This is a genomic window from Aquabacterium sp. UBA2148, assembly GCF_002328915.1.
Taxonomy (GTDB): Bacteria; Pseudomonadota; Gammaproteobacteria; order Burkholderiales; family Burkholderiaceae_C; genus Aquabacterium; species Aquabacterium parvum.
This window is the reverse complement of the sequence record NZ_DCXA01000150.1, coordinates 27222-27881: the sequence shown is the minus strand read 5'-3', so window position 1 is coordinate 27881 and position 660 is coordinate 27222. Positions and strand designations below refer to the sequence as shown.

General features: G+C 64.4%; 1 protein-coding gene. It reads left to right on the top strand.

Going from position 1 to position 660, the window contains the following annotated elements; genetic code table 11:
* Positions 1–660 (top strand): tyrosine--tRNA ligase (gene tyrS / locus B2W70_RS08285; protein WP_286744665.1); only part of this gene is annotated, 660 nt, incomplete at both ends.

The following is a 660-nucleotide window of genomic DNA, read 5'->3' as shown; positions in this document are numbered from 1 at the left end:
CTCGCCAGCCGCTACACCGTGGCGCGCATGATGGAGCGCAACGACTTCCACGATCGATTCCACGCCGGCACCTCGATCAGCGTGCACGAGTTCCTCTACCCGCTGATGCAGGGCTACGACTCGGTGGCGCTGAAGTCCGACCTGGAACTCGGTGGCACCGACCAGAAGTTCAACCTGCTGATGGGTCGCCACCTGCAGGCCGAATACGGCCAGGAGGCCCAGTGCATCCTGACCATGCCCCTGCTCGTCGGCCTGGACGGCGTCGAGAAGATGTCCAAGTCCAAGAACAACTACATCGGCATCAGCGAAGCCCCGAACGACATGTTTGGCAAGCTCATGAGCGTCAGCGACGACCTGATGTGGACGTATTTCACCTTGCTGAGCTTCCGCTCGCTGGCTGAAATCGAGCAACTGAGGGCCGAGTGCGCCGCGGGCCGCAACCCGCGCGACGCCAAGGTCATGCTGGGCCAGGAAATCGTCACGCGCTTCCATGGTGCTGCGGCCGCTGAATCGGCGCTGCAGGACTTTGTCAACCGCTCCAAGGGTGGCGTGCCCGACGACATCCCCGAGGTGTCGCTGACCGCTCCCGCAGAGGGCCTGGGCATCGGAGCCTTGCTCAAGCAGGCGGGCCTCGTGCCATCCACCAGCGAGGCCAGCCGC